We start from the raw sequence: 26,346 nt of genomic DNA, 5'->3' as shown, positions 1-26,346 counted from the left end.
ACGGAGGCTACCGCTGCGCCACCGCGCTCGTTTCCCGCCAGCCGCCGCCCAGCACTTTGTACAGCGTGATGAGATTGGACTGCTTGGCGAGCATGTCCGTGACCAGTTGCTGTTGCGCGGCGTAGAGCGTGCGCTGCGCGTCCAGCAGGGTCAGGAAGCTGTCGGTGCCGCTGCGGTAGCGTGCCTGCGCGAGGTCGTAGTACTGCTGCGCGGAGTTGACGTAGTCGCGGTCCGCGGCTACCTGGGTGACGTACGTGGTGCGTCCCGCGAGTGCGTTCGACACTTCCTTGAACGCCGTCTGGATGGCCTTTTCGTAGTTGGCGATGTCGATGTCCTTCTCGACCTTCGCCACGTCCAGCGTGGCGCGGTTGTAGCCGAAGTCGAAGATGGGCACCGAAATGGACGGCGCAAACGTCCACGCCCCCGTGCCCGCCTTGAACAGGTTCGAGAGGCTGCCGCTCGTGGTGCCCGCGGAAGCCGTCAGCTCGATCTTCGGAAAGAACGCGGCGCGCGCGGCGCCGATGTTGGCGTTGGCGGCCTTCAGCGTGTGCTCGGCTTCGACGATGTCAGGCCGGCGCGCGAGCAAGTCCGACGGCACGCCTTCGCCGATGTCCGCGAACGTGTTCTCGCTTGCCATCAACGAAGGGCCTTGCGGCAGATCGTCGGGCAGCGGTGCACCGATTTCGGCCACCAGGTTGTTGCGGTCCTGCGCGACCGCACGCGTGTACGAGGCGAGACTCGACCGCGCGCTCGCCAGCGAATTTTCGGCCTGGCGCACGTCCTGCAGCGACGCGCTGCCCATTTTCATCATGCTCACCGTGAGGTCGTAGGTGCGCTGGTCCGCATCCACGGTGTTCTGCGCGATCTGCAACGACGTCTCGTCGGAGCGCAGTTGCAGATAGTCGGTGGCGACGGTCGCGATCAGGCTGATCTGCGTGCTGGTGCGCGCGGCGTCCGTGGCGAGGTACTGCTCCAGCGCCTGACGCTTGAGGCTGCGCAGGCGGCCGAAGAAGTCGATTTCCCACGATGTGAGGCCCACGCTCGCGCTGCTCGAACTGTATGCGCTCGTGGAGCCAGCCACGCGTTCGCGCGTGACCGAGCCGGATGCGTTGATGGCCGGTCCGACGTTGGCGCGCGCAATGCGGTACTGCGCTTCGTACTGCGCGACGTTGAGCGCGGCCACGCGCATGTCGCGGTTGTTCGCGAGCGCGAGTTCGATCAGCTTTTGCAGTCGCGGATCCTTGAAGAAATCGCGCCAGCCAAGGTCGGCTCCCGGCGGTGCCGCAGCCGTGCTCTGCGCGGCCTTCGGCTGCGCCAGCGCGGGCACGGTGGACCAGGTGTCGTCGACCGGTGCAGCCGGCCTTTGGTACGTCGGGTCCAGCGTGCAGCCTGCCAGCACGCCCGTGCAAACAAGGGCGATCAGTGTGCGTTTCATGCGTTGCCCTCGTTGATGTCGGCGGAGTCCGTGGTGTGACCGTGTTCGTTGAACAGTCTGCGCACCACGACGAAGAAGACCGGTACGAAGAAGATGGCGAGCACCGTGGCCGCGATCATGCCGCCCGTCACGCCCGTGCCGATGGCGTGGCGTGCGCCGGCGCCGGCCCCCGTACTGATGACGAGCGGCAGCACGCCGAACACGAACGCGAGCGAAGTCATGAGAATGGGGCGCAGCCGCATGTGGGCGGCTTCGAGTACGGCGTCCACGAGGCTGTGCCCGTGCGCCTGCAGATCCTTCGCGAACTCGACGATCAAGATGGCGTTCTTCGTGGACAGACCGATAGTGGCCAGCAGCCCCACCTTGAAATAGATGTCGTTCGAAAGCCCGCGCCCGTGAGCGGCCAGTAACGCGCCGAGCACACCGAGCGGCACGACGAGCAGCACCGCAAGCGGAATCGACCAGCTTTCGTAGAGGCCCGCAAGGCACAGGAACACGACGACGAGCGAGATCGCATAGAGCACCGTGGCTTGCGAGCCGGCCTGCTTCTCCTGATACGACTGGCCCGTCCATTCCACGGCGAAGCCGGGCGGTAGTTTGCGCGCAAGCTGTTCGACTGCCGTCATCGCCTCGCCGGTGCTCACGCCGGGCCGCGTGGCGGCCGACATGCCCGCGGCGAGCTGCCGGTTGTAGCGCTCGATCTGTGGCGGCCCGAACGTCCAGTGGCTCTTTGCGAACGACGAGAAGGGCACCATCGTGGCGTCGTAGCCTGTCGTGCTCGTGGTGGTGCTCGAGGACGACGAGGACGACGAACCCGACGAACTGCTGCCTGCCTTCACATACCAGTCGCCGAGGTCGGCAGGCATCATGCGATACGGCGCGTCCGACTGCACATAGACTTTCTGCACGCGCCCCGTGTCGATGTAGTTGTTCACGTAGGACGAACCGAACGCGGTCTGCAGCGTGTCGTTGACGTCGGAGATGGAAAGCCCCAGCGCGTTGGCTTTTTCGCGGTCGATGTCCACCTGCAACTGCGGCGTGTCTTCAAGGCCGGACGGGCGCACCATCGCGAGCGTCGGTTCCTTCGACGCCATGCCGAGAAACTGGTTGCGCACCGCGAGCAGCTTGTCGTGGCCTGCGCCGCCGCGGTCTTCTATCTCGAAGTCGAGGCCGCTTTGCGTACCCAGTTCCTGAATGGCGGGCGGATTCAGCACGAAGATGCGCGCGTCGCGATTGCCGGCGAAATGCTGGCTGGCGCGCGCGATGATGGCCGGCGCGCTGTCGCGCGAACCGCGCAGGCTCCAGTCCTTGAGCGTCACGAACGCGATGGCGTTGTTCTGCCCCTGGCCGTTGAAGCTGAAGCCGTTGATGGCGATGACCTGCTTGACGCCCGGCTCGTCTTTCAGCACGTACTGCTCCACGGCCTCCACCGTCTTCAGCGTACGCGAGGCCGGCGTGCCCGCGGGCGCGCTGATCGACACGATGAAGTAGCCCTGGTCTTCGTCAGGCAGGAACGAGGAGGGCAACGTGACGTAGAGCAGCGCCACGACGCCGGCGATCGCGCCGTAGAGAAGCATGTAACGCGCGGGTCGCGCGACCACGCGTGCGAGCGAGGAACTGTAGCCCGCATTGCTCTTGGCGAACCACCGGTTGAACCAGCCGAAGAAGCCGCGCTTTTCGTGGTGCTCCACGTCGGCGCGCTTGAGCAGCGTGGCGCACAGCGCCGGCGTGAGCGTAAGCGCGAGCATGACCGACAGCAGCATCGCCGAGACGATGGTGATGGAGAACTGCCGGTAGATCGCGCCCGTGGAGCCCGCGAAGAACGCCATCGGAATGAAGACGGCGGTGAGCACGGTGGTCACGCCGACCAGGGCGCCGGTAATCTGCCCCATCGCCTTGTGCGTGGCTTCCTTCGGGCCGAGCTTCTCCTCGCTCATGATGCGCTCGACGTTTTCCACCACCACGATGGCGTCGTCCACGAGCAGGCCGATGGCGAGCACCATCGCGAACATCGAGAGGACGTTGATCGAAAAGCCGATCATCGACATCACACCGAACGTGCCGAGCAGCGCAACGGGCACCACGATGGTCGGAATCAGCGTGGCGCGCACGTTCTGAAGGAACAGGTACATCACGAGGAAGACCAGTACGACCGCTTCGAACAGCGTCTTCACGACCTCTTCGATCGAGATGCGAACGAACGGCGTGGTGTCGTACGGATAACTGATCGCGACGTCCTTCGGCAATTGCAGCTGGATCTCGGCGAGCTTTGCGCGCACGGCGTTGGCTGCGTCCAGCGCGTTGGCGCCGGTGGCGAGCTTGATGGCGAGCGCGGATGCCGGCTTGCCGTTCAGGCGCGACGAGGTGTCGTAGCTGTCGCCGCCCACCTCCACGCGCGCCACGTCCTTCAGCAGCACGCGCGAGCCGTCGCTGTTCACGCGCAGCAGGATGCCGGCGAACTGGTCGGCGGTCGTCAGCAGACTCGACGAGCGGATGGTCGCGTTGATGGCCTGCGAATCCGTTGCCGGCGAGCCGCCGACCTGCCCCGTGGAAAGCTCGACGTTCTGGTTCGTGATGGCCGTGGTCACGTCGGAGGGCGTGAGTCCGAAGCTGTGCAGCTTCACCGGGTTGAGCCAGATGCGCATCGCGTGCTGCGCGCCGAACAGCGTCACGTCGCCCACGCCGTTCAACTGCGCGAGCGGATCTTCGATCCGGGTCGCGATGATGTTGCCGAGATCCACCGAATTCCAGGTGCCGCCCGGCGACGAGAGCGCGACGATCATGAGGAAGCTCGTCGACGCCTTCGCGACCTGCACCCCTTGCTCCTGCACCGTTTGGGGCAGGGTAGGCGTGGCCTGCGTCACCTTGTTCTGCACCTGCACCTGCGCGATGTCGGGATTCGTGCCGGGATTGAACGTCAGCGTGATGGTGGCCTGCCCGGCGGAACTGCTCGTGGACGACATGTACAGCACGTTGTCGATGCCGCTCAGCTTCTGCTCGATCACCTGCGTCACGGTTGCCGCGACGGTGTCGGCGGAGGCGCCGGGGTAAGTGGCCGTCACCTGCACCGAGGGCGGCGCGATGGTGGGGTACTGCGCGACGGGAAGACTCGTGACCGCCGCCGCGCCCACCAGCATGATGACGATGGCCATGACCCACGCGAGAATGGGACGCTTGATGAAGAACTCTGCCATGCCGTTCTCCGCCTAGCGTTGTGCCGACACGGTCGAGGCCGTGTCCGTCGCGGGTGCCGCGGATGCCGCGTTCGCCTGCGTCTGCGGCGTATCGGCCGCCACCTTGACCGGCGCGCCCGCATGCACGCTCTGCAGGCCGTTCACGATCACGCGGTCGCCGGTGTGCAGGCCTGAGGTCACGATCCATTGGTCCCGGAATGCGTTGTCGGCCGTGACTTGCACCTGCCGCGCGTTGCCGGCCGCATCCACGACGTAGACGCTCGCCTTGCCGTCTGACGCACGCGTCACGGCCATCTGCGGCACGAGTATCGCGTTGTCGTTCTCGCCTTCTTCCAGGCGGGCGCGCACGAACATGCCGGGCAGCAATTCGCGTTCGGGGTTCGGGAACGTGCTGCGCAGCGTGACCGAACCCGTGGTGGCGTCCACCGTGACGCCGGAGAACTGCAGCGCGCCGGGGTGGGCGTATTCGGTGCCGTCTTCCATCACGAGCGTGACGGCGGCGCTGTCGCTGCCCGTCTTCTTCAGGCGCCCGGAAGCGAAGGCCTTGCGAAGCCTCAGCCATTCCGTGCTGGGGCGCGTGACGTCGAGGTACATCTGGTCGAACGCCTGGATGGTGGCGAGCGCGGTGGTCTGGTTCGAGGTGACGAGCGCGCCTTCCGTCACGGTCGATGCGCCAATGCGTCCGGAGATGGGCGCACGCACGTGCGTGTATTCGAGGTTCACGCGCGCGGATTCGAGCGCCGCCTCGTCGGCCGTGACGCTCGCGGCGTTTTCGCGAACCGCGGCGACGGCGTCGTCGTAGTCCTGCTTGCTCACGGCGTTGATCTTCACGAGTTCGGTGAAGCGGTCCGCTTTCGTCTTCGCGGAGGCCAGCGTGGCGCGGGCGTTTTCCAGCGTGCCGCGCGCCTGGTCGTAGGCAGCCTGGTAGGTGGCCGGATCGATCTGGTAGAGCACCTGGCCCGCCTTCACGTCGCCGCCTTCCATGAACAGGCGCTTGAGGATGATGCCGCTCACCTGCGGTCGCACGTCGGAGACCTTCTGCGAGGAAAGGCGGCCGGAGAGTTCGGTGGTTTCGACGATGCGCTGCGGCGCGAGCGAGAGCACGCCCACCTGTGCGGTCTGCGCGGCGAAGCCGCCGGGCGGTGCGCCGGTTTGCCTGTTGCAGCCGGCGGTTCCGACTATCGCAAGTATCGAGAGTGCGGCAAACAGCTGGCGCGGCCTGCACGTCATGGGGTGGTGCGCGTGGTTCGGGAGAATGGGCGTCTTCATCTTGGGCCTGTTTGGACATCGCGATGTCGCGCGATGCGAGAACGGGACGGCACCGGACACTTCAGGGGTACCTCGGCGGTACCGGTGCTGGACAAGGCGTAACGCTACCGATGGCGCATTTTTTTGTGCTTACGGAAACTTACTGTTCAGTGAAGCGCCCCGACAGGGAAAGGAGAAGCGGGCTTTCGGTGTACGTAATACCCGCGCGGCCCGGCCCTTGTGCCGGTTCCGTCAGCGATCGCAAATCACAGTAATATTCCGAAAGCCAGTCAGGTCGTATCCGGGCTACCATCATTGCGTCCTCACGCCGCCCTGAATACCTGAAATGCACCCACCTTCCCTCCCCGACTCCGCGCCGCAAGTCCTGCTCGTGGACGACGATGCGGAACTGCGCGACCTGCTGCGCAGGTTCTTCCAGCAGCGCGGCATCGAGTTCTCCGTTCTGCACGACGCAACGAATCTCGCGCGGCGGCTGGAGCGCGAACGGCCGGCCATCATCGTGCTGGACCTCATGATGCCGGGCGTGGATGGCCTCACCGCGCTCAAGCAACTGCGCGCGAGCGGCGACACGATTCCCGTCATCATGCTGACCGCGCGCGCCGAAGGCATTGACCGCGTGCTCGGGCTCGAACTCGGGGCGGACGACTATCTGGGCAAGCCGTTCATGCCCCAGGAACTGCTCGCGCGCATCCAGGCAGTGCTGCGCCGCCAAGGGCCACCGAGAACCACGGCGGTGCGGGAGAAGCCCACCCCGTGCCGGTTCGGCCGCTTCGAACTGGATTTCTCGACGCGCACGCTGCTGCGCGAAGGCACGCCCGTGAAGCTCACTGGCGGCGAGTACGCGCTGCTCGAGGTGCTGGCCTCGCATCCCATGGAAACGCTTTCGCGTACGCGGCTCATCGAATTGCTCCACGGCCCGGACGCCGAAGTGACCGAGCGCGGCATCGACGTGCCGGTATGGCGCCTGCGCCGCCTGATCGAGGACGACCCGTCCAATCCCCGACGGCTGCAAACCGTGCGCGGGATCGGCTACATGTTCATTCCCGACAACCCGGCCGATGAAGAATCCACTTGACACGATGTTCGGCCGGCTCGTCATCACCACGGTGGGCCTGCTGGTGGTGGTTCATCTTACGTCGCTGCTGCTGATCGAGCGAACGCGCGCGAGCCTCGCCGCCTTCCATATTTCGCGCGTCGTGGAGGCTGCCGCCAGCATGGGCGGGCAGGACAGCGGCGGCGAGCGGTCCGTGGCGGACATTCTCGGTATTTTGTTCGTGGACCTGAAGCAACTGCCGGCTGCCGACGCGCAGCGCTTTCGCGGCGACACGAACGGGCCCATCGAACGGCAATTGCGGCACGTGCTGCCGCCGGGCACCCACGTGGCAATGGACGACGACGGCACGCTGCGCGTGCTCCGCGCAGGCAGCACACATGGCATCGTGCTGCCGCGAGCCGAGGTGCCGGTGAGCCGCTTCACCGGGGTGCTGGCGTTGACGCTGGTGTTCGCTATCGGGGTTGCCGTCGTGCTTGCCTGGCAATTGAATCGCCCCATTCGCGATCTTGCCGCAGCCGCGCGCGAACATCGCACCGGCCACCACCTGAACATCGTGCGCAAGCGCGGGCCGCGCGAATTGCGCGAGCTGATCGGCGACTTTAACGACATGACCGGCGAGCTGGCCGTGGCCGAGCGCGAGCGCGCCGTGATGCTGGCGAGTATCGCGCACGACCTGCGCACACCGATCACACGCATGCAGGTGCGGGCAGACCTGCTGACCGATCGTGGCGATCGCGAGGGTTTTCTGCGCGATACCGAGTCCATGTCGCGTGTCATCACGCAGTTTCTCGACTTTGCGTGTGAGATCCAAGGTTCGCCGCAGATCAGCGTGGACACGCATTGCCGTCGCGATTACACCGACGCGCTGAGTCCGAGCGGCGACGCGCACCGAGATGCGCTCGTCACGCTCGATCTTCACGCGGGGCCCGACTTCATGCTACCCGCGGTCGATATCGACCGCATGCTCTCGAACCTCGTCGAAAATGCACTCACCTACGGCGAGCCGCCCGTGGAGATCGCCACGCGAGCGCGTGGCGAGCACTACGAACTCGTGGTGCGAGACCACGGGCCCGGCGTATCCGAGCCTGATCTGGATCGCGTGCTGCGTCCGTTTGTCCGACTCGATCCCGCTCGCGGCGGCACCTCGCACAGCGGCTTGGGCCTGGCCATCGTTCACCGCCTCGTTCGCCATCACGGCGGCACGCTGCACATGTCCAACGCGGCAGACGGCGGGCTTGTCATAGTGATGAGGTTTCCGAAGCGCAGCGCCGCGCAATGAAGCCCGCACGCGGTGTCGAGACCCGTTTGCGCGCGCCGCGAAGGTCGGCAACGCGACACAAATAGCCACGCTTGCCAACGTAACGTGCCCGAAAGTATTCCGAGACCGATCCTGCCGCCGCCAAGTTCACTTCGTCGACGCTCTCATCGGCCACCTGCGGCCAGCTAAACGACGGCCTGCGAATTGACATCGTTGCTTTGCAAAAACAGAACCTAGTACATTTTTCGGGGCGGCAGCAGGCGCTTTGCTCGCAAGCGCTGCCGGGCAACGGCGCTGGCCTTTTTCCGCTTGCGCTCCGTCGTGGGCTTCTCGTAGCCGGTGCGAGCGCGCAACTCGCGAATCAACCCGGTTTTCTCGATGTCACGCCGGAATCGCCGCAGCGCGACGTCGATCGGTTCGTTCAGCTTCAGCGTAATTGTCGTCATGTAGATCCTGTCAGGAAAGGTTGCAACGGAAAGCTAGCCGAGCCGCGTCATGACGGCGCTTGCTATCTCGTCGGATTCGAATTCCGAATATCCCGCTCCGATCGAGAGCGCGCGTACGGCCATGAACATGTGCAGCTCGGGTTGATGGCACATCGCTGAATCGGCGATTCTGGCGGGTACGACGGTGTCGATCCGGGTGACTTCATTTCGTCTGATCAAGCCGAGCAGTTCGTCGATGATCATTTCGTCCTCCAAAATGCCGAAAAATTGCGTTGCACCGGCGAGCACGCATCAGCCCGCGCTCGAAAAGAATCCCTGTTTGCCGCGATTGTCGTCGATGATGTTCTCGGCATAGCGCACTGACGCACGACGGGCGTCACCGGCGTTGTCGAACGGGGCGGTGTCGCGCAACCGGAAAGTCTGGCTCTGCGTCAGCGTATCGGTGGTGCCGCGCAGGCAAATCTTGACCGCCGCGTCGAACCCGGCGTCGTAGTTGTGCGGGCAGCCCTGCGGCGCAGCCACGTGAGGGTAAATCAATGGATAAATCTCGAATCCACGATAGACGTGCATGCTCATGACGAACTCCTGGCGTTCGGCCACGACGAGTCGCATGGGCGAACACATCCGGCCAGTATTCCCGTCGAGGGGCGGGCCGATGGGTGAAGGGGACAACGTTGCAGCGCGAGGGAGGGGCGATGCAGCAAGCGGGCGGGTGGAGGGGCGAACGCTCAAAGAACGGCTGATCGCTCGAATGAGCCCATCATACGCGCATCGTTTGCCGAGCGGTCGATTTATTCCGGGTTGGCGCAAGCACGCATCCGGCACACGGTACACGATGCGATGGACGAGTGGTCAGATCGCAGGCGCGGCGCGGGCGGCGACGTCAGAGGGTCGTCAGCAATTGCAACTGACGTTCAGTCTCGTTCCCGGCGACCAGCGAGAAGAACCCGGTTTCGCGACGCTCGACTACCGTGAGCCCTTCGCTGTCGGAGAAGCCGTTCCACGCGCTGTCGTCGACATGTGCGATCGCTCCGCGCGTGCGCGCGAATGCCAGCAAGAGCGGGCTCGCCTGACGGCGGAGCACCTGACGATCCGAATTCAGCACGTAGGGCGGCCAGCCCGCACGAAGGACCAGATAGTAAGGAATGGAGCCGGGATCGATTGTCATTGGAGCGGTTTCGTGGGCGGGCCTGGGTTTGCCGTCCAGCTGCATTCGGAACGGTGTCGGGGAAAGCGTGCGACGGATCGACGGGAGTTCGCCGTGGCGTGCTTTCAGTGTATGCGTTGAACCGCTCGATTCGCAGAATATCGTAACCATCTGCTGCGTTGTCGGTCACGCGCTCGATGACGGCATGATGCGCGGGCTCCGATATCGTCGCGCGCGACTTGGGCGCTCACGTGATACCGGACGTTCTGCCCTTTTCCCCGATATATCGATCCGGATGGCGCTGGAGTTTCGACTGTCGTCATTGCTGGGTTCCTGCTCCACGCATCGAGCAGAGCCGTCTACCGCCAAAAATTTGTAGCGATCTCTACTGAATTGCAGTGTTCGTGACGACCCACTATGCTGCCGTCATGAATCCCGTCCCGACTTCCTGGCTGCTGTTGATCGTCAGTCTGCCGACCTCCGGTGCGACTGCCCGCATGCGCATCTGGCGTACCGTCAAGGCGCTCGGCTGTGGTGCGCTGCGGGACGGTGCCTACCTGTTGCCGGCGCATGCCGAGCAGGCGGCGCAGTTGCGTGAGCTCGCCGACGAGGCCCGTAACGGCGACGGGCAGGCGTGGTTGCTGGATGTCCGTGCGGACGATCCCGCCGACGAAGACGCGTACAAACGGCTGTTCGATCGCGCGGGCGACTACGCAGCGTGGCTTGCCGAGCTTTCGGAGGCCCGCCAGACACTGCCGGATCTGGCGGCAGCCGACTTCAATCGCCTGCAACGCCGCCACGCTCGCACGTACGAGGCCATTCGAAGCATCGATTTCTTTCCCGGCGAAACCTCGCTGCGCGCGCAGGCGCAATGGCGGGATTTCACCGCCGCGATCGAAGCGTTGCGCTCTCCCGGCGAGCCGCATGCCGCTCAACGCGGCATCCCGCGTCGCGACCCTGCGCAATATCAGGGCAGGCTGTGGGCGACGCGCCGTCACCTGTGGGTGGATCGCGTCGCCAGCGCGTGGCTGATTCGGCGTTTCATCGATCCGCATGCGCGCTTCATGTGGCTGGACAACCTCGCCGATTGTCCGGCTGACGCGCTGGGCTTCGATTTCGACGGCGCCCCGTTCACGCATGTGGGCGATCGCGTGTCGTTCGAGGTGCTGATCGAGAGCTTTGGACTCGACGACAACGCGGGGCTCGTCCGGTTGGGCGCCATGGTGCATGCGCTGGACGTGGGCGGCGCCGCCGTGCCGGAAGCCGGCGGATTCGAGGCCATTCTCGCGGGTGCCCGCAAGCGTCTTGCCGACGACGATGCGCTCCTGGTGGAGATCGGCGCCGTACTCGATTCGTTGTACGTGCATTTCCGTGGCAATCGAAACCCCTGACCTTTCTGCGCGCCTCGACATGAATACACATCGCGACCGCCCGGCCTATACGCTGTGGCAACTGACCCGGTACTTCGCGTGGCTCGGCGCGACCGGTTTCGGCGGGCCGGTCGCGCTCGCCGGCTACATGCATCGGGATCTCGTGGACACGCGCGGATGGATCGCGGACGCGGACTACAAGGAAGGCCTGGCGCTCGCGCAGCTCGCGCCGGGCCCGCTTGCCGCGCAACTGGCGATCTATCTCGGCTACGTGCACTACCGCATCGTCGGCGCCACGCTGGTCGGGATCGCGTTCGTGCTGCCGTCGTTTCTGATGGTGGTGCTGCTCGGCTATGCGTACACGCGATTCGGTGGCCTGACGTGGATGCAGTCGGTGTTCTACGGCGTCGGCGCGGCGGTGATCGGCATCATCGCGATCAGCGCGCGCAAGCTGACCGCGAAAAGCATCGGTCACGACAAGCTGCTGTGGGCGATCTATCTCGCGCTGGTTGCCGTGACGGTGATCACCGAATCGGAAGTGGCGTGGCTGTTTCTCGCGGCGGGCCTGGTCGTCTGGTTCACGCGTGCGCCGCCCGGGTGGTTACGCCAGCGGCGCGTCGATGCGGCCGTCGCGTTGCCCGTCTCCGCCACCGGCGCATGGCTCGGTATCGTCGACTGGCCGCAGCTCGCGCAACTCGCCGCGTTCTTTGCGAAGGCCGGCGCCTTCGTGTTCGGCTCGGGGCTCGCGATCGTGCCGTTCCTCTATGGCGGCGTGGTCACCGAGCACCATTGGCTCAACGAGAAGCAGTTCGTCGATGCGGTGGCCGTCGCGATGATCACGCCGGGCCCGGTCGTCATCACGGTGGGCTTCATCGGCTATCTGGTGGCGGGGCTGCCGGGCGCATGCGTGGCGGCGGCCGGCACGTTCCTGCCGTGCTACCTGTTCACCGTGTTGCCGGCCCCGTACTTCAAGAAGTACGGCAGGCTGCCGGCGATCCTGGCATTCGTCGATGGCTTGACGGCCGCGGCCGTCGGCGCGATCACGGGGTCGGTGATCGTGCTGGCTCGACGTTCGATCGTCGATGTGCCCACCGCCTTGATGGCGCTCGCGGCGATCGTGCTGCTGGTCAGGTTCAAGAAGCTGTCGGAGCCGGTGGTCGTGGGCGGGGCCGCCGTGATCGGCCTGATCGTGTACCCGCTGCTGCATCACTGATCGTGGAGGCCGCCATGCAATGGATTACGCGACAACGCCCCAAAATCGACCGGGTTGCCTGCCCTTGGCTCATTGCCCGTTTTATCGACGAGACGCCCGAATTTCTGTACGTCCCGCCGGGCGACGTGCTGCGGATCGCCAACGAGACCGGTGCGATTCCGTACGACATTCCGGGCGTGGAATTGACGCATGTCGGCGAGCAATGCAGTTTCGATGCGTTTCTCGACAAGTATGGTCTGGCCGACGATCGGGCGCTGCAGCACATGGCCCGCATCATTCGCGGCGCGGATACGTCGCGGCTCGATCTGACGCCGCAATCCAGCGGGCTTTATGCGATTTCGCTCGGGCTGTCGGACATGTTTTCCGACGATCACGACATGCTCGAGCATGGTCTGGTGATGTACGACGCGCTGTATGCGTGGTGCCGGCATTGCCAGGCCGAAGGCCATGCGTGGCCGCCGAAGATGGCGGAGTGACGACGCGGAGAAGGGGGAATTCGTCGAACCGTCCGGCATCGACGTGCGCGTCACTGACGAATAGTAGGGCGCAGCGGGATCGTGATACCTGGCGGCGCCGGGGTTGCTGGCTGTAACAGTCAGTTGTCGGCAGGGCGCTGCCGTTCGTGACGGCAATCTGGCAAGATGCGTCGACTGACTGGAGACAGGGTGCCCCATGCACATCGCGATCGTAACCTTCCAGGGCTTCAACGAGCTCGACTCCCTCATTGCGCTCGGCGTGCTCAATCGAATCAGGAAGCCCGGCTGGCGCGTCACCCTTGCGTGCCCGGAGCCTTCCGTCACGTCGATGAACGGGGTAACCGTGCACGCGCAATCGACGTTGGCGGACGCCTGCACGGCCGATGCCGTCATCATCGGAAGCGGTATTCAAACGCGGGACATCGTCAACGACGCGGCACTGATGGCGCAGCTCAGGTTCGACCCTGCCCGGCAGCTGATCGGCGCGCAATGTTCGGGCACGTTGATTCTGGCGAAGCTCGGGTTGCTCGGCACGATCCCGGCCTGCACCGATCTCACGACCAAACCCTGGGTGATCGAGGCTGGCGTCGAGGTCCTGAATCAACCCTTCTTCGCTCGAGGTAACGTCGCCACGGCGGGTGGCTGCCTTGCTTCGCCGTATCTGGCCGCGTGGCTCATCGCGCGTCTCGAAGGGGAGGACGCCGCGCGCGGCGCGCTGCACTATGTCGCGCCGGTCGGGGAGAAGGACGAGTATGTTTCCCGCGCGCTGACGAACATCAAGCCCTACTTGCGGTAGCGCGACAGGACACGGCGAGCCTCCATCGCAATGAGCCAGGGGCGGCGAGTCGCTAAGCCGCCGTCGCGTTTCTCATCCGGGTCGTCTCCCGCGCGGATTCATGCTGGTCGGGCTGGATAGAGCATGCCTCGCTATTAGCCCGGCCCGTCGCTCGCTGCCGCGAGCAGCGGCACGACCAGATCGCTGATCGGCGTCGGAATGCCGTGCTTTCGTCCGTATCGCTGCACGACGCCATTCCGGCAGTCCCATTCGAGCGGATGGTTGCCCTGCCGGTCGGCAAGAATCGACGTACCCAAATCCGGCGGAAAGCCATGGAATCCATCGACGATCTCCTGCGGCACTTCATTGCCGAGCTTCGCGCCTTCCGCACGCGCGACCTCGAGACATTCCTTCAGGTAGGCGAGCGACAGTTCGGTGATGTCACTGCGGGAGAACATGCCGGCGCGGCGACCGGTCAGCACCATGAGCCCGGCCACGGCGTTCTGCAACAGCTTGCGCCATGCGAGCGAGATGAAATCCTCCGCCACCTCGGGCGCGCAGCGCGTGCCGCGCAAGGCCGACACCACCACGTTGCTCGCCGGCGTATCGGGCAGGGTGAGGCGAGGCTTGGCCCGCAGCCACACCGACGCGCCCGATTCGCGTTGCGCCGGAAACCAGACGACCGACGGCACGATCGCGGCACCGGCCGCATAGGGTGCGAAGGCGGCCTTTTGCTCGACGCCGTTTTGCAGCACGCAGATGACGGTATTCGCGTCGCATAGCGCGGCGACCCACGGTGCCGCGCTCGCCGTCTGCGTCGACTTGACCGCAACGAACACGAGATCGACCGTTTCCTTGACCGCTTGCGGGTCGGTCAGGACCGGCCCGGGCACGACGATCTCGCCGCCCTCGAAGCGCAATTTCAATTCCGCGTGCGCGGAGCGGCCGCAGATCACCGGCGTGCGGCCGGCTTCGTGAAGGGCCGCGGCGACGGTCGTGCCGATTGCGCCCGGACCGACGAGCGCGACGGACGGGTAGCCGGATTTCGTCATGGTGTTCCTCCTGTCGAGTCATCCGCCAGATGCGGGCGCAGTGCGAGGGCGAGCGGAAAAACCGCGAGGGCGGTCAACGCGGTCGCGTAGGTGGCGCCGTGCACACCGATCCGGTCGCCCAGGAAACCGTAGAGAACGGGCGATAGCGCGCCCGATGCGATCGTCCCGGTATAGAAAATCGCGAATGCGCGCTCGGTGCGCTCGGGTACGGACAGCTCGGGGACGGTTCCGTACAGCACCGACGAAGTGCCGTTGAGCATCATACCCAGAATCGGCAGCAGCACCATGGTCGGCGCCAACGGGAGATACATCACGGCGATGATGCACGCCGCCGTCCCGCCCTCCGTGAGCAGCACCGTCCTCACCATACCCAGGCGCGCGCCGAGCCAGCCGCACATGAATTTGCCGGCCGCACCGCCAATGAAAACGAGTGCGAGGGCCGTTCCCAGCAGTTGGGGCGAGACACCCTTTGCCTTGAGCAGAAAAGGCAGAAAGGTAAGCAGTCCCATGCGTACGGCCGTATCGAGCACGCCGATGGAGAACAGCGCGGAGAATCCGCTTTTTCCCGTGCCGCCGCGTTGACCGGGAGCGTGCTCTTTCACCGTCGTATTCGCCGCACCGCGCGGCACGGCGGGAAACCAGAGCGCGATGACGGCGGCCACGACGCAGCCCAGCCCGGCGACGATCCATAGCGCATGACGCCACGGCATCATGGTCACGAGCAATGAAATGGCGGCCGGCAGCGCCGATTTCCCGAGATCGCCGGAAAAGTTGTAGATGCTCAGCGGGCCTCTCGCGTCGCGCCCATAGAAGCGGGAGACGGCGCCCGATGCGATCGGATGTTGCGTGCTGGAGCCGCCGCCCGAGATTGCCAGCGCGACGCCCAACCCGAGCAGGCCACCCGACATGCCCGCCAGCGCATAGCCGAGCGCGGCGAGCAGCGTACCGAGTGCGAGCGTCGCGCGGCTTCCCAGACGTTGCGCGAGACGCCCGGCGGACAACTGCAGTGTCGCCATCGTGCCGGCATAGACGCCGCGCAGGATGGCCAGGGCTGCGAAGTCGAGCCCGAATTCCGACTGCCACACGGGCAGCAACGCGTAGATCATGTCCGTATAACCATCGTGCATGGCGTGTGCAATGCACGATAGCCACAGCACGCGCCGTCGGGGTGGCGCGGTTTCCCGCGTGGCGGGAGGGGAAAAAACCGGCAGGCGCATCGTCATTCGCTCCGAGCGAGCGGTGAATGGAAGCCGCTCGTGGTATCGCTTTCAGCCTCGATGTATCGATTTTAGGGCTGAGGGGACAGCCATTTCAATTGAGCTAAAATCGCGTCAATGGAGAGAAAAAGTCACGTCATGAGCGAAAGCCGGGATGTTGCGAAGCACCGGGGCGAGTTGCCCCCGCTCAATGCGCTGCGCGCGTTCGATGCGGTCGCGCGGCACGGTAGCTTCGCCGGTGCCGCGGCCGAACTGCATGTCACCCACTGGGCCGTCGGAAAGCAGATCAGGTTGCTGGAGGACTGGTTCGGCCTGCCGTTGTTCGACCGTCGTCCGCGCGGTGTCGCGTTGACCGACGAAGGGGCGGCGTTGCTGAATGACGTCAGCCACGCGTTCGAGCGCCTCGGTACCGCGGTGGTGCGGCTGCGCCACAACACGTTCACGCACCGGATCTCAGGCGTCGTGCGGGTGAACGTGCCGATGAGCTTTGCGTTTTGCTGGCTGCTGCCGCGGCTCGCCGATTTCCATTCGCGATACCCCGACATCGACGTCAGGGTGTCGACGACATCGCGCAAGCTGCGCTATGTCGCCGACGCTTTCGATATCGGTGTCCGCTCCGGTCCCGAGCAAGGCGCGGGCGTCGTCTCGCGCCCGTTGATGCCCGACCTGCGGGTGCCGGCCTGCAATCCCGCGTTGCTGCGCCAGCATCCGATCCAGAGCGTGGCCGACCTGCGCCATCACACGCTGCTGCATTCGGCCACGACGCGCTCCGCGTGGTCGCACTGGTTGAAGGAAGCGGGCGCGTCCGATCTGCGGGTCGCGCGCCATGTCGAATTCGATCACGTGAATCTTCAGCTTGGCGCCGCCATCGAGGGGCTGGGCGTCGCGCTGGCATCGCTGCCGCTGATCGGGCGCGATCTCGCCGAGGGGCGCCTCGTGTGTCCCATCGCATCGCCCGTATGGCGCGCTGACGACTACATGCTGGTGACGAACGCCGATCGCGCCGACGATGCCGCGGTGTCCGCGTTCGAGGAATGGATGGAAGGCATGGCGAGTCGGGAGAGCGGCGCGAAGCCGGAGTAGTGTGGCCACTCCCCCGGCTTGCGAGTCGGCGATCAGAAGCCGTGGAACATGCCGATGTTGACCTGGACCTGGTTGCCGCCCGATGAGGTGTTGCCGAAGTCGGCAGCCGAAGCCTGCGCGCCCTTGGCATGCACGTAGGCACCCATCGCGTACAGCGCGGTACTCTTCGACAGCGAGTACGTCGCACCCAGCGACACCTGGTTGATCGAGGCCATCGTGCGACCTTCGGCTGCTTGCGTGGGGGTGGCCGCGGAACCGTATACGTACGTGTAACCCGTCGCCAGCGACAGCGCCGGCGTGACCCGGTACTGCAGCAGCGCACCCAGCACGTTGAAGTGGATCGACGGCTGGCCGTCGTTACCCTTGTACTGGGCGTTCGAGTAGCGCAAGCCGGCCGTGTACGGACCCACCTCGTATTGCGCGGCGACTTGCGCGATGCCCGCGCTCTTGAACGCATTGCCGCCGTTGTAACCCGAACTCGGATAGCCCAGCGCACCACCGAAGCTCGGTTGTGCCGTTGCGTTCGTCCATCCGTTCTCGCCCTGGTTGGCCGCACGGAAATAGCCGCCGGCGACCGTCAGGCCGCCTTGAGCGTAGGTCGCGGCCGCCGACCACGATTGACCCGACCCCGTTGAACCGGCCACGCCGCCGAACGAGTACGCGGCTTCAGCCTGGAAGCCGTGGATGATCGGCGAGATGTACTTCACGGCGTTGTTCTGGTTCGTCGTGTTGTCGTTGTTGTCGACGTCGCCCGGCGTCGAGAAGGTCGACGCGGAAATGGCGTCACCCGTCAGGACCTGAACCATTTCCGTCACGGCGTCGAGCTGGCGCCCCATGCGCAACGCGCCGTACTGACTGGATGCGAGGCCCACGTAGGCCTGACGGTTGAACAGCGAACGCGTGGTACCGATCGGCCCTTGGCCGCCGATGCCGCCTGTCGCGATGTTGAAACCATTCTCGATCTTGAATACCGCCTGGAGGCCGCCACCGAGGTCCTCTTGCCCTCGAAGGCCCCACTTGTTCGAACCCGCGGCGCCGCCATCGAGGCCGAACCGGCTGTGGCCGTTGATGTTCGACGTATAGCCGATGCCCGCATCGAGCATGCCATACAGGGTGACCGACGACTGTGCCATTGCTGCCGACGATGCTGCGAAGGCGGCAACAGCGATAACGCTGATGTTGATCTTCTTGTTTTTCATCTGCATTTCACTGTCAGGAGTGGTTTCGGGATGGGTTGAAACGGCTTGTGTCGTATTCGAATGCAGGTGACGGCGCGCGGCCTGCGCATCGTCACGGTCGCAGCGGCCGGCGTCATATTCGCCGCATCGGCATGCCGGCTTCGCTCATTTCGTGATCCTTACAATTTTGTATGGGGAACGTCGTACTGCTTGTACTGCTCGATCTGCCCTGCACCCCCTGCGTGGCCGCACTTTGCAGGTGCAAAAACCATATCAGGAACATAAATTCCCGTCAAAATTTGTTTGGTATAAGTTAATCTCGTTTGATAGCCGCGCGCCTTACGGGGTTTCCCCTATAAGAACCCGCACGTAGGCGATGTGTTATCGAAGTCCGCGTCATCACGCTGATGCGCCCGACGTCGGCAAGCGAATTCAGTGTGGGGACGATAATCGACTGCAAGGAACAGCCATCGCGAGCAACAATCCGGCAGTACCGGTGGTTACCGTTCCATTTGCTTTCGGATTGAGATAATCGAAATGAAGAGCGCGATTGTTGAATGCGCGTCCGCATAAGCCGTAAGCGCTTTCCGCATGTGATACAGCGGCGGATAGCTTCGGGCGGCTCGGATCTGAATATCTCGCGGCTATTGCTTCAACGACTGTTTCCGGATGGGACGAGAGGCGAGGGCCGGCAATTCTTCTCTGGGGAAAAGGCGCCGCAAGCGATCTCGATCTTCGCGCGGGCGAACCGGCTCAGGCGGGCGCCGGTTGAACGGGGTTTTCGGGCCGGCAGCCAACTGCGTGACATCGGCCCCCGAATTGCGTTCGGACGAACGTCAGTCGTGGGCGAAACTCAGCATTCGATCGGGCGCTGCATTAGATAGAATTTCATGTCGTCGCGGCCATGCAGCGAAATCGGAATCGGATCGCGATTAAAGCCGAGCATTTCATAGAACTGGTAGGCCGACTCGCGTGCCGTGCACCAGAGCAGCGTGCCACGCTGTTCGCGCACATGGCGAATGGACAGATTGACCAGCAGGCGGCCGAATCCCAGGCCGCGGACCGACGGATGGACGGCCATGCCGCGCAGGCGCCAGGCTTCTGCGTTCGGCACGCCGGATTGTCCTTCTTTACACACGGATGCCACGGCCACGATAGTGTCGTGGTCACGAACGGCAAAATGCAGGGTGGTTGGCGCGTGGTCTCCGTGTAAAGCGCTTCCCTCTTCATCTCCCGCCATCAGGATCGCGGCCCTGAGGGGATAAGTTTCTTCCGCACGGACGGCACAGATGGTAAAGCGCACATCTTGTGAAGTCATATAATTATCGGCTCTCTTCGTGACGCAGATTTTCTTCCAGTTTTCTTTCGGTATACCCACTCGCAAAATTAGCAGTTGCCGTGCGTTACCAGTAAGGGTAATTTCCTATCCGTCACCTCTTTTACAATCATACGCTAACTGCGATCACAGATGACGTCGAAAGTCTCGACAGATGCAGAGCTTGCCTACGAGGAGATCCGAGCGAGGATCTTTGACGGCCGCTTTGCGCCCGGGCAGAAAGTATCCCACCGGGGCCTGTCCGACGAACTCGGCTTCGGCCAAATGCCCGTGCGCAGCGCATTGCATTTGCTCGAGTCCGAAGGGCTGGTCGTCGTCATCGAAAAGAGTGGCACCTATGTTGCGTCGCCGACTACCAGCGATCTCCGCGAAATTTTCGAAATGCGGCTGGCCCTGGAGAGTACCGCGGCGTTTCTTGCAGCGAGGTCGGGCGTAACGGCAGGCCTTCGCGACGCGGCAGCAAAAATGCAGGAACTGCTTGACCGGGACGTCGCGGACATCATGCTCGAGCAACGTATCGGCTGGGTGTTTCATCAGGAGTTGTTCGCCGCCGCACGGAACGTGCGTATCTCATCGGCGTATGGTCTATTGCGAGCCCAGACCCTGGCCCTGAACGAACTCCCGCGTGGCGACGCCGAAACCGTTCGGCGCGGCACGATCGAACACCTGCACATCTTTCACGCAATCGAAGCGAACGACGGCGAGCTGGCGCGTCAGCATATGTGGAATCACATCGTTGACGGCACGCCGGCACGGATCAAACTGCTAAAGGCACGGCATGAACACGAAAAATAAAGGGCTTTCCCTCCCGATGCAAATGCTTGGCGGGCTTGTCCTGGGCGCCGCTTGCGGCCTATTTGCTCCAGGCTTTGCCGCGAAGCTGGGCTTCCTGAGCGCGATGTTCGGCCATGCGATCAAGATGGTCGTCATGCCGCTGATTTTCCTGTCGGTCACGGTCGGGGTCTTTCGTGCGGGCCGGCTTCGCGAGCGGCTCGGCAAGGTCGCACTGTCGAGTATCGGCTTCTTCGTCTTGATGACGGGTCTGGCCGCCTCGCTCGGCCTGCTGCTCAACTTCGCATTTCGACCGGGGCTCGGGGCGAGCATGGTTCAGTCCGGATCGATGCCCGCCGCGCTTGCGTCCAGTATCGACTGGACGAAATTCCTCGTCGACCTGATCCCCGCCAACATCGTCGCTGCGCTCGCCGCGGGGAATTCGCTCCCCGTGCTGGTTTTCGGGGTGATTTTCGGGGCGGCCCTGGCGGCTGCGCCGGAGCGTGCCGAGCCCGCGATTGCCGTTTTCGAGGCGCTGCTGTCGGGACTGTTCAAGATGGTCCAGTGGGTGATCGCATGGTCGCCGCTCGCGATCTTTGCCGCGATCGCGCAGTTGTTGTCGGCCAAGGGGTTCACCGGCGCGCACTCGCTTGTCGAGCTTCTGGGCGTCGCCTATCTCGGCATGGCGATTCTGGCGGTCGTCCTCACCATCGTCATTCGCGTCGCCGGTCAGTCGCCGCTCGCCGTTCTCAGGAAGGTGAAGGAGCCGCTGATCCTGGGTTTCACGACGCGTTCGTCCGAAATTACCTACCCGTTGCACCTGAAGAAGCTGGTCGAATTGGGCGTGCCCCATGGCGTGGCGTCCACGATCTTGCCGCTGGCCTACATTTTCAATCGCGACGGCGCGGTGCTTTACACGGCCCTTGCGGTCGGCTACCTGGCCGACGCCTATCACCTGGCCTGGTCCTGGCCGCTGGTGATCACGATCCTGATCCTGACGATCATCACCATCGACGGCGCGGCCAATGTGCCCTCCGGGGCGATCGTCGCCATCACCATCGTTCTCACGTCGATCGGGTTGCCGGCCGATGCGGTGCTGCTGCTGCTGGGCGTCGATGCCTTTTTCGACATGGGGCGGACCGCCCTCAACGTCTACGGGAGCACGGCCGCCGCCGCTGTTGCGGTGAGGCTGTCCGGTTCGGACAGTATCGCCGCGGAAACCGTACCCCGGCAGGCAAGCGTGTAGGGGCTTCGGAAGCGACGGGCGGTGCGCGTTTCAATGTCGCGCCTGCCCATTATCAGGCGCTGGCGTACGTCTATTCGAACCTTGAGGCAGGCGGGAAAAGCAGGATGGAATGAACGTACGTTCTTATCAAGTTTCAGTTGGTGGAGCGACGTATTTTTTGCCGGAGAAACATGATGATTGGTTCAGAGTCCGCAGCTTTTTTCATGCTGCGCCTAGGCACGCCGCATCCTTCGTGGGCATTCACTGACGACAGCAACATGCTCGGCATCGGCGATTGCGACGGCGTGATGAGTGCCATGTTCGAACTGGATCGCAACCAGGTCGCGCGGATCAGAAGACTGGGTCAGTCGGTGGAGCGAATTACGTGTACGTGCGAACGCGCTGGCCGGGAGCTGCACTTTTATCTCCATGGCAGGCAGGTATCCCAAGGCGTGTGGGTCGGCGTCGCGTCGGCCGATCCCGACTATCTTCCGACTGACGAGATGATCGCGACATGGGAAGTACCGAAGCCCGACGATGCGTTCAGGTCGACGGGCGCGGGTGCGGACCTGATCGCATCGCTTAGCCCGGCCTAAACTGCGATCACAGATTGTCGGGCGTACACCGTTCAATGCATGTGGTTCTGGCACACACCAACCTCGGATCGCCAGAACCGTTTTGCTGGCCAGGGCATCGGCCAGCGCTTTTTATTCCTTGAGTCGATTGCATCGGCTCGCTTGCGTCACGCTCACGGATCGGGGGCGTGACGTGCTGCACCGAAGTCCCCGTCGAAACCCGGCTGGCGCCGCCGCGCCACGCCGGGTACGCGCTCCCGCACGAATCCCGCCGGCCCATGACAACGACCCTGACCTTCCTCCCCGTCACGCAAGCCGACGCCGACACCCTCGTCGCGATCCGCATCGCTGCGATGCGCGACAGCCTCGAGCGCATTGGCCGTTTCGATCCGCAGCGTGCGCGCGACCGGTTTCTCGCGTCGTTCGACCCGGCGCTCTGCCGTTTCATCGAATCCGACCATTCGCGTGCGGGCTTCTACACGCTTCGCCCGATGGCGGATCACTGGTTGCTCGACCACCTGTATATCGTACCGGCGCATCAGGGCAAGGGTATCGGCGCCGCCGTGCTGCGCGAAATCTTTGCTGCCGCCGACGAACGACGGATGCCGGTTCGCGTCGGCGCATTGCGCGGCAGCGACTCGAACCGCTTCTACGAACGGCACGGCTTCGTGCGAACCGATGAAGCGGAATGGGACATCTACTATCGGCGCGAACCGGGCACGGCAGCGACGTAGCGTTCGCGTGATGCATTCCGGTTGAAATCGACACGCACGTATTAGCGTTTTCACCCATGCGGAAAACGCGAAGTCGGCCGATGTTGCAGAGAGGGCGTAAATAATTGATCCGAGGCCGATTATGACGACATCTGCAACAAACGGCGTGAATGCCGTGCCGCCCGAAACGTCCGACACCGCAGCCGCATCCGTTGAAGTGCCCCGCGTCCCGTCGATCCTGCTGGTTGACGACGAACCGAACGTGCTGTCGGCGCTCAGGCGCGTATTTCGGCCCACCGGCTACGACATCGTGACCGCCGACAGCGGCGAGACGGCGCTCGAGATCCTGGCGTCGACCGACATCGACCTGATCGTGTCCGACATGCGGATGCCGCACATGAGCGGCGCGGAATTCCTGGCGCGTGCACGGGCGCTGTACCCGGACACGATGCGCATCTTGCTGACCGGCTATGCGGAACTCGCGTCGGTCGTGCAGGCCGTCAACGAAGGCGGCGTGTATCGCTACCTGAACAAGCCGTGGGACGATCACGACCTGCTGCTGACCATCGAGCAGGCGCTGGAACAGCGCCGTCTGCGTCGCGAAGCGGCCCGGCTGGCGGCGCTGACGGCGGCGCAGAACGAAGCGCTGCGCCGTTTCAATACGGACCTCGAAACGCAGGTTCGCGCGCGCACCGAGGAACTCGGCCAGACGGTGATGTTTCTCGAAGCGGCGCAAAGCGACCTGAAAAGCAGTTTCACGGCGATGGTTCAGGTGTGCGCGAGCATGATCGAGCTGCGCTGCGGGGCCGCGAGCGGGCATGCGATGCGGGTGGGCGAAATCGCGCGCCGGCTCGCGCTGGCGTCCGGGATGAGCGAACTGCATGCGCAGGACGTCTACTTCGCGGGGCTGTTGCACGGCATCGGCAAGCTGTCGCTGCCGGACGAATTGCTGCACAAGCCGCTCGCGCGGATGACGACGGACGAGCACCGCGTGTTTCAGGAGCATCCGTTGCGTGCGCAGATGGTGCTGACGCCGGTCGCCCAGTTGCACAAGGTCGCGTCGATCGTGCTGCACCAGTACGAGCGCTTCAACGGCCGCGGCACGCCGGACGGGCTGGTCGGCGATGCGATCCCGGTCGGGTCGCGGATCGTCGCGATCGCGCGCGACTTCGAAGGGTTGCGCCACGGCGAAATCGGTGCGCCGCATTCGATCGAGCAGGCGATCGACGTGTTGCGCTCGCAGGCGAGCGTGCGTTACGACCCGCAACTGGTTGCAGGCTTCATCGAGTTGATGCGTGACCCGGCGAGCCTCGGCATCGCGGCGTCCGTCGCGGAAATCCGGTCGGCGCAACTGCGTGAAGGGATGGAGCTCGCCGACGATCTGCGCACGCATCGCGGCGTGTTGCTGATGACGAAAGGCAGCGTGATGTCCGCGCATCAGATCGAGCTCGTGCGTCGCTTCGAAACGCGGGAGGGCACGCCGTTCGACATTCTCGTGCTGGCCGGGCCGGCCGCGCAGGCGCACGCACTCAGCGCAGGCGTGCCGCCGGCCTGACGTCGAACGTCGGCCTGATGGCCGCGGGACGGGTGCTTGCCCCCGCCGCGGCGATGCACTCAACCCGTTGCGGGCACCCGATCATGCATGGCATCTACAACCTTCCGCTCGTCGTGCTGTCGCTCGCGATCGCGACGCTGGCGTCGTATACGACGCTCGACCTCGCCGCGTTCATCTCGCTGCTCGACGATCCGAAGCTCAAGCGTGCGTGGCTCGGCGGCGGCGCGGCGGCGATGGGCACCGGAATCTGGTCGATGCATTTCGTCGGCATGCTCGCGTTTTCGTTGCCGGTGCCGCTCGGCTACGCGTGGCAGGAAACCGGCGCGTCGCTGGCGATCGCGGTGCTCGTATCGTATTTCGCGCTGAACGTCGTCACGCGCGCACGGCTGGGCTGGCGGCGGCTGTGCATGGGCGGCGTGCTGATGGGCGGCGGGATCGCCGGCATGCACTACACGGGGATGGCCGCGATGCACATGCAGCCCGGCATTCGCTACGATGCCGGGCTGTTCGCTGCATCGATCGGCATCGCGGTGATCGCATCGACGGCCGCGTTGTGGATTGCACAGGCGTTGCGCATGCAGCAGGCGCGCCACGCGACCGCGCAACGTATCGGCGCGGCCGTCATCATGGGCCTCGCGATTACCGGCATGCACTACACGGCGATGGCGGCCGCGCATTTCGCGCCGGATGCGCGGTGCGGCGCCGCGAACGGCGTCGACGCGCCGTGGCTCGCGACCACCGTCGCGTTGTTTACGATGGCGACGCTGGTCGTCACGCTGCTGGTGTGCCGCTTCGATGCGCGCACGACTTTCCTGCGCGGGATGACCGACACGCTCGAACGGCTCGTGCGGGTGCGAACCGGTGAACTCGAACGCGCGCTGTACAGCTACGAGCAAACGACGCAGATGCTGCAACGCACGCGGGAGAACATGGCGGCCGAGATCGACGAGCGCAAGGCCGCGCACGCGCTGCTCGAACAGGAGAAGGACGAACAGCGGCGCCTGCTGCATGCGCTCGAGGAAACCCACGAGCAGTTGCTGCAGTCGGAGAAACTCGCGTCGATCGGCCAGCTCGCGGCCGGCGTCGCGCACGAGATCAACAATCCGATCGGCTTCGTCAGCGCGAACCTCAATACGTTGAAGACGTGGGTGCGCAGCCTGCTCGACGTGGTCGCCGCGCATGAAGCCGCGCTGCCGCAGCTCGATCCGGCTACCCGCGATGCGCTGACGGCCGTGCACCGCGCGGCGGATCTCGACTACGTCCGCGACGAGATCGCGATGCTGATCGACGAGTCGATCGACGGCGCGCTGCGCGTGCGACGCATCGTGCAGGACCTGCGCGATTTTTCCCGGCCGGCCAGCGACGAATGGAGCGTGGTCGATCTGCATGCGGGCCTCGAGAGCACGCTCAACGTCGTCCACAACGAGCTCAAGTACAAGGCCGACATCGTGCGCGATTACGGCGATGTCCCGCACGTCGAATGCCTGCCGTCGCAATTGAACCAGGTATTCATGAACCTGCTGGTCAACGCGGCGCAGGCGATTCCGGAGCGCGGCGTGATCACGATCCGCACGTCGTGCGACGGCGATCAGGTGTCGATCGCGATCAGCGATACCGGTGCCGGCATGACGCCCGACGTCGTCCGGCGGATCTTCGATCCGTTCTTCACCACGAAACCGGTCGGGCAGGGCACGGGGCTCGGGCTGTCGGTATCGCACGGCATCGTCGAGCGTCATCGCGGCACCATCGACGTGACCAGCGAGCCGGGGCGCGGCACGACGTTCCGGATACGGTTGCCGGTTCGGCGTGCCGGCGAGCGCACGAACGGGGCAGCGCTGGAGCAGCGGGTTTGACGTCGTGACGGCGGCCGCTCGCGAGCGGCCGCTGCGAGCGTCATGCGTCACGCCAATCGCTTGCGGCGCTGACGACGAAAGAAATGCCAGAACATCGCGGTCGCGTCCGGCCCCTTGGCGGAATGGAACGGCTCGCTCGGGTCCCCGCCGC

24 protein-coding genes are annotated in these 26,346 nt (G+C 64.6%); 13 read left to right on the top strand and 11 right to left on the bottom strand.

The annotated features are described in order from the left end of the window. Positions 1–7: 7 nt before the first annotated feature. From H3O04_RS08070 to H3O04_RS08060, 3 genes are read right to left on the bottom strand one after another with little or no spacing between them, the layout of a single operon-like run. Positions 8–1,435, bottom strand: a complete 1,428-nt coding sequence (locus H3O04_RS08070) for an efflux transporter outer membrane subunit (protein WP_202587479.1) — start codon at positions 1,433–1,435, stop codon at positions 8–10. Next, entirely contained in the window at positions 1,432–4,629 is a 3,198-nt protein-coding gene (locus H3O04_RS08065) for an efflux RND transporter permease subunit (RefSeq protein WP_202587478.1), read from the bottom strand. Before H3O04_RS08065 ends, H3O04_RS08070 begins: the two co-directional genes overlap by 4 nt. A gap of 12 nt (positions 4,630–4,641) precedes the next feature. Continuing rightward, entirely contained in the window at positions 4,642–5,898 is a 1,257-nt protein-coding gene (locus H3O04_RS08060) for an efflux RND transporter periplasmic adaptor subunit (protein ID WP_202587490.1), read from the bottom strand. 325 nt (positions 5,899–6,223) lie between these two features. Here H3O04_RS08060 and H3O04_RS08055 point away from each other — a divergent pair, with 325 nt between their 5' ends. Beyond that, positions 6,224–6,973: a response regulator gene (locus tag H3O04_RS08055; RefSeq protein ID WP_011549149.1), complete on the top strand. Its 750-nt coding sequence runs from the start codon at positions 6,224–6,226 to the stop codon at positions 6,971–6,973. Next, positions 6,957–8,231: an ATP-binding protein gene (locus H3O04_RS08050; RefSeq protein ID WP_202587477.1), complete on the top strand. Its 1,275-nt coding sequence runs from the start codon at positions 6,957–6,959 to the stop codon at positions 8,229–8,231. Before H3O04_RS08055 ends, H3O04_RS08050 begins: the two co-directional genes overlap by 17 nt. Positions 8,232–8,443: 212 nt before the next feature. Here H3O04_RS08050 and rpsU read toward each other — a convergent pair whose 3' ends face one another. The 4 genes from rpsU to H3O04_RS08030 form a co-directional block, all read right to left on the bottom strand. Then, positions 8,444–8,656 carry a 30S ribosomal protein S21 gene (gene rpsU / locus H3O04_RS08045; protein ID WP_012336972.1) on the bottom strand — a complete coding sequence of 71 codons (213 nt, stop codon included), beginning with the start codon at positions 8,654–8,656 and terminating at the stop codon, positions 8,444–8,446. Between the two features lie 33 nt (positions 8,657–8,689). Continuing rightward, positions 8,690–8,899 (bottom strand): hypothetical protein, encoded by a 210-nt coding sequence (locus tag H3O04_RS08040; RefSeq protein ID WP_027808400.1) that lies wholly within the window; start codon positions 8,897–8,899, stop codon positions 8,690–8,692. Positions 8,900–8,947: 48 nt separating this feature from the next. After that, complete coding sequence (locus H3O04_RS08035) at positions 8,948–9,232, bottom strand: hypothetical protein (RefSeq protein WP_027808401.1); 285 nt, start codon at positions 9,230–9,232, stop codon at positions 8,948–8,950. A 307-nt stretch (positions 9,233–9,539) separates the two neighbouring features. Continuing rightward, positions 9,540–9,869 (bottom strand): hypothetical protein, encoded by a 330-nt coding sequence (locus H3O04_RS08030; RefSeq protein ID WP_105798165.1) that lies wholly within the window; start codon positions 9,867–9,869, stop codon positions 9,540–9,542. 362 nt (positions 9,870–10,231) lie between these two features. Between H3O04_RS08030 and H3O04_RS08025 the strand changes: the two genes are divergently transcribed. The 4 genes from H3O04_RS08025 (at position 10,232) to H3O04_RS08010 (ending at position 13,658) form a co-directional block, all read left to right on the top strand. Next, positions 10,232–11,194 carry a chromate resistance protein ChrB domain-containing protein gene (locus H3O04_RS08025; protein ID WP_202587489.1) on the top strand — a complete coding sequence of 321 codons (963 nt, stop codon included), beginning with the start codon at positions 10,232–10,234 and terminating at the stop codon, positions 11,192–11,194. A gap of 19 nt (positions 11,195–11,213) precedes the next feature. Continuing rightward, on the top strand, positions 11,214–12,386 hold the full coding sequence (locus tag H3O04_RS08020; RefSeq protein WP_202587476.1) for a chromate transporter: 1,173 nt from the start codon (positions 11,214–11,216) through the stop codon (positions 12,384–12,386). 14 nt (positions 12,387–12,400) lie between these two features. Beyond that, entirely contained in the window at positions 12,401–12,862 is a 462-nt protein-coding gene (locus tag H3O04_RS08015; RefSeq protein WP_027808404.1) for a chromate resistance protein ChrB domain-containing protein, read from the top strand. A gap of 196 nt (positions 12,863–13,058) precedes the next feature. Further along, on the top strand, positions 13,059–13,658 hold the full coding sequence (locus H3O04_RS08010; RefSeq protein WP_200161516.1) for a DJ-1/PfpI family protein: 600 nt from the start codon (positions 13,059–13,061) through the stop codon (positions 13,656–13,658). Positions 13,659–13,792: 134 nt separating this feature from the next. Here H3O04_RS08010 and H3O04_RS08005 read toward each other — a convergent pair whose 3' ends face one another. Further along, positions 13,793–14,689 (bottom strand): oxidoreductase, encoded by an 897-nt coding sequence (locus tag H3O04_RS08005; protein WP_202587475.1) that lies wholly within the window; start codon positions 14,687–14,689, stop codon positions 13,793–13,795. Further along, entirely contained in the window at positions 14,686–15,906 is a 1,221-nt protein-coding gene (locus H3O04_RS08000; RefSeq protein WP_202587488.1) for an MFS transporter, read from the bottom strand. The genes H3O04_RS08005 and H3O04_RS08000 overlap by 4 nt, the downstream gene beginning before the upstream one ends. A gap of 138 nt (positions 15,907–16,044) precedes the next feature. Here H3O04_RS08000 and gcvA point away from each other — a divergent pair, with 138 nt between their 5' ends. Next, positions 16,045–16,989 carry a transcriptional regulator GcvA gene (gene gcvA / locus H3O04_RS07995; protein ID WP_202587474.1) on the top strand — a complete coding sequence of 315 codons (945 nt, stop codon included), beginning with the start codon at positions 16,045–16,047 and terminating at the stop codon, positions 16,987–16,989. A gap of 32 nt (positions 16,990–17,021) precedes the next feature. Here gcvA and H3O04_RS07990 read toward each other — a convergent pair whose 3' ends face one another. Next, positions 17,022–18,188 carry a porin gene (locus tag H3O04_RS07990; protein ID WP_011549134.1) on the bottom strand — a complete coding sequence of 389 codons (1,167 nt, stop codon included), beginning with the start codon at positions 18,186–18,188 and terminating at the stop codon, positions 17,022–17,024. Between the two features lie 832 nt (positions 18,189–19,020). Beyond that, entirely contained in the window at positions 19,021–19,485 is a 465-nt protein-coding gene (locus H3O04_RS07985) for a GNAT family N-acetyltransferase (protein WP_202587473.1), read from the bottom strand. 150 nt (positions 19,486–19,635) lie between these two features. Here H3O04_RS07985 and H3O04_RS07980 point away from each other — a divergent pair, with 150 nt between their 5' ends. The 6 genes from H3O04_RS07980 to H3O04_RS07955 all read left to right on the top strand — a co-directional run bounded on the left by H3O04_RS07980 (position 19,636) and on the right by H3O04_RS07955 (position 26,195). After that, on the top strand, positions 19,636–20,298 hold the full coding sequence (locus H3O04_RS07980; protein WP_011549131.1) for a GntR family transcriptional regulator: 663 nt from the start codon (positions 19,636–19,638) through the stop codon (positions 20,296–20,298). Beyond that, positions 20,282–21,520, top strand: a complete 1,239-nt coding sequence (locus H3O04_RS07975; protein ID WP_181158621.1) for a dicarboxylate/amino acid:cation symporter — start codon at positions 20,282–20,284, stop codon at positions 21,518–21,520. The genes H3O04_RS07980 and H3O04_RS07975 overlap by 17 nt, the downstream gene beginning before the upstream one ends. 170 nt (positions 21,521–21,690) lie before the next feature. Further along, positions 21,691–22,095: a hypothetical protein gene (locus H3O04_RS07970; protein WP_043886730.1), complete on the top strand. Its 405-nt coding sequence runs from the start codon at positions 21,691–21,693 to the stop codon at positions 22,093–22,095. A gap of 257 nt (positions 22,096–22,352) precedes the next feature. After that, positions 22,353–22,808, top strand: coding sequence for a GNAT family N-acetyltransferase (locus H3O04_RS07965; protein ID WP_105798158.1), 456 nt, complete (start codon positions 22,353–22,355; stop codon positions 22,806–22,808). 121 nt (positions 22,809–22,929) lie between these two features. After that, positions 22,930–24,342, top strand: coding sequence for an HD domain-containing phosphohydrolase (locus tag H3O04_RS07960; protein WP_202587472.1), 1,413 nt, complete (start codon positions 22,930–22,932; stop codon positions 24,340–24,342). 83 nt (positions 24,343–24,425) lie between these two features. Then, entirely contained in the window at positions 24,426–26,195 is a 1,770-nt protein-coding gene (locus H3O04_RS07955; protein WP_202587471.1) for a histidine kinase, read from the top strand. Positions 26,196–26,346 lie beyond the last annotated feature (151 nt).

It is taken from the genome of Burkholderia sp. KCJ3K979 (assembly GCF_016759955.1).
Lineage (GTDB): Bacteria > Pseudomonadota > Gammaproteobacteria > Burkholderiales > Burkholderiaceae > Burkholderia > Burkholderia orbicola.
This window is presented reverse-complemented; position numbering and strand designations above follow the sequence as displayed.

Coding starts and splice junctions, on each gene's coding strand:
- rpsU (WP_012336972.1), bottom strand. CDS start 8,656: ATGACGACAATTACGCTGAAGCTGAACGAACCGATCGACGTCGCGCTG.
- H3O04_RS08015 (WP_027808404.1), top strand. CDS start 12,401: ATGCAATGGATTACGCGACAACGCCCCAAAATCGACCGGGTTGCCTGC.
- H3O04_RS08065 (WP_202587478.1), bottom strand. CDS start 4,629: ATGGCAGAGTTCTTCATCAAGCGTCCCATTCTCGCGTGGGTCATGGCC.
- H3O04_RS08040 (WP_027808400.1), bottom strand. CDS start 8,899: ATGATCATCGACGAACTGCTCGGCTTGATCAGACGAAATGAAGTCACC.
- H3O04_RS08050 (WP_202587477.1), top strand. CDS start 6,957: ATGAAGAATCCACTTGACACGATGTTCGGCCGGCTCGTCATCACCACG.
- H3O04_RS08020 (WP_202587476.1), top strand. CDS start 11,214: ATGAATACACATCGCGACCGCCCGGCCTATACGCTGTGGCAACTGACC.
- H3O04_RS08055 (WP_011549149.1), top strand. CDS start 6,224: ATGCACCCACCTTCCCTCCCCGACTCCGCGCCGCAAGTCCTGCTCGTG.
- H3O04_RS08000 (WP_202587488.1), bottom strand. CDS start 15,906: ATGCGCCTGCCGGTTTTTTCCCCTCCCGCCACGCGGGAAACCGCGCCA.
- H3O04_RS08035 (WP_027808401.1), bottom strand. CDS start 9,232: ATGAGCATGCACGTCTATCGTGGATTCGAGATTTATCCATTGATTTAC.
- H3O04_RS07985 (WP_202587473.1), bottom strand. CDS start 19,485: ATGACTTCACAAGATGTGCGCTTTACCATCTGTGCCGTCCGTGCGGAA.
- H3O04_RS07980 (WP_011549131.1), top strand. CDS start 19,636: ATGACGTCGAAAGTCTCGACAGATGCAGAGCTTGCCTACGAGGAGATC.
- H3O04_RS08030 (WP_105798165.1), bottom strand. CDS start 9,869: ATGCAGCTGGACGGCAAACCCAGGCCCGCCCACGAAACCGCTCCAATG.
- H3O04_RS07990 (WP_011549134.1), bottom strand. CDS start 18,188: ATGAAAAACAAGAAGATCAACATCAGCGTTATCGCTGTTGCCGCCTTC.
- H3O04_RS08010 (WP_200161516.1), top strand. CDS start 13,059: ATGCACATCGCGATCGTAACCTTCCAGGGCTTCAACGAGCTCGACTCC.
- H3O04_RS08060 (WP_202587490.1), bottom strand. CDS start 5,898: ATGAAGACGCCCATTCTCCCGAACCACGCGCACCACCCCATGACGTGC.
- H3O04_RS07965 (WP_105798158.1), top strand. CDS start 22,353: ATGACAACGACCCTGACCTTCCTCCCCGTCACGCAAGCCGACGCCGAC.
- gcvA (WP_202587474.1), top strand. CDS start 16,045: ATGAGCGAAAGCCGGGATGTTGCGAAGCACCGGGGCGAGTTGCCCCCG.
- H3O04_RS07975 (WP_181158621.1), top strand. CDS start 20,282: ATGAACACGAAAAATAAAGGGCTTTCCCTCCCGATGCAAATGCTTGGC.
- H3O04_RS08005 (WP_202587475.1), bottom strand. CDS start 14,689: ATGACGAAATCCGGCTACCCGTCCGTCGCGCTCGTCGGTCCGGGCGCA.
- H3O04_RS08025 (WP_202587489.1), top strand. CDS start 10,232: ATGAATCCCGTCCCGACTTCCTGGCTGCTGTTGATCGTCAGTCTGCCG.
- H3O04_RS08070 (WP_202587479.1), bottom strand. CDS start 1,435: ATGAAACGCACACTGATCGCCCTTGTTTGCACGGGCGTGCTGGCAGGC.
- H3O04_RS07970 (WP_043886730.1), top strand. CDS start 21,691: ATGATGATTGGTTCAGAGTCCGCAGCTTTTTTCATGCTGCGCCTAGGC.
- H3O04_RS07960 (WP_202587472.1), top strand. CDS start 22,930: ATGACGACATCTGCAACAAACGGCGTGAATGCCGTGCCGCCCGAAACG.
- H3O04_RS07955 (WP_202587471.1), top strand. CDS start 24,426: ATGCATGGCATCTACAACCTTCCGCTCGTCGTGCTGTCGCTCGCGATC.